The organism is Enterobacter cloacae complex sp. S3 (genome assembly GCF_014930495.1).
Taxonomy (GTDB): Bacteria; Pseudomonadota; Gammaproteobacteria; order Enterobacterales; family Enterobacteriaceae; genus Enterobacter; species Enterobacter asburiae_B.
On record NZ_JADBRD010000131.1, the window covers coordinates 1 to 553 of the forward strand.

The window sequence follows — 553 nt, forward strand, 5'->3', positions numbered from 1 at the left end:
GTTCATGAATGTGGCGAGCAATGCGCTGGACATCGGGGATCATCGCCTGATCGCGCAGTAAGTCCGCCACTTTAAATTCGGCGTTGCCGGTCTGGCGGGTGCCGAGCAGCTCGCCGGGACCGCGAATTTCGAGGTCTTTCTGGGCAATGACGAAACCATCGTTGCTGTCGCGCAGGACCTGCAGACGTTTCTGCGCCGTTTTGGAGAGCGGCGATTTATAGAGTAGCACGCAGTGGGAAGCGACCGCGCCGCGACCAACGCGCCCTCTGAGCTGGTGCAGCTGCGCCAGACCCAGACGTTCCGGGTTTTCGATAATCATCAGGCTTGAGTTAGGCACGTCGACACCGACTTCAATCACCGTGGTGGCTACCAGCAGATGCATCTCGCCCTGCTTGAAGGCCTGCATCACCGCCTGCTTCTCCGCCGGTTTCATCCGCCCGTGGACGAGGCCGATATTGAGCTCCGGCAGCGCCAGTTTGAGCTCTTCCCAGGTGGCTTCCGCCGCCTGGGCTTCCAGCAGATCGGACTCTTCAATCAGCGTACAGACCCAATA

Annotated in this window: 1 protein-coding gene; it reads right to left on the reverse strand. The window is 60.0% G+C overall.

All coding sequences use genetic code 11. The annotated features are described in order from the left end of the window. A partial coding sequence (locus tag IM317_RS23830) for a helicase-related protein (protein WP_255519974.1) occupies positions 1-553 on the reverse strand: 553 nt, incomplete at both ends.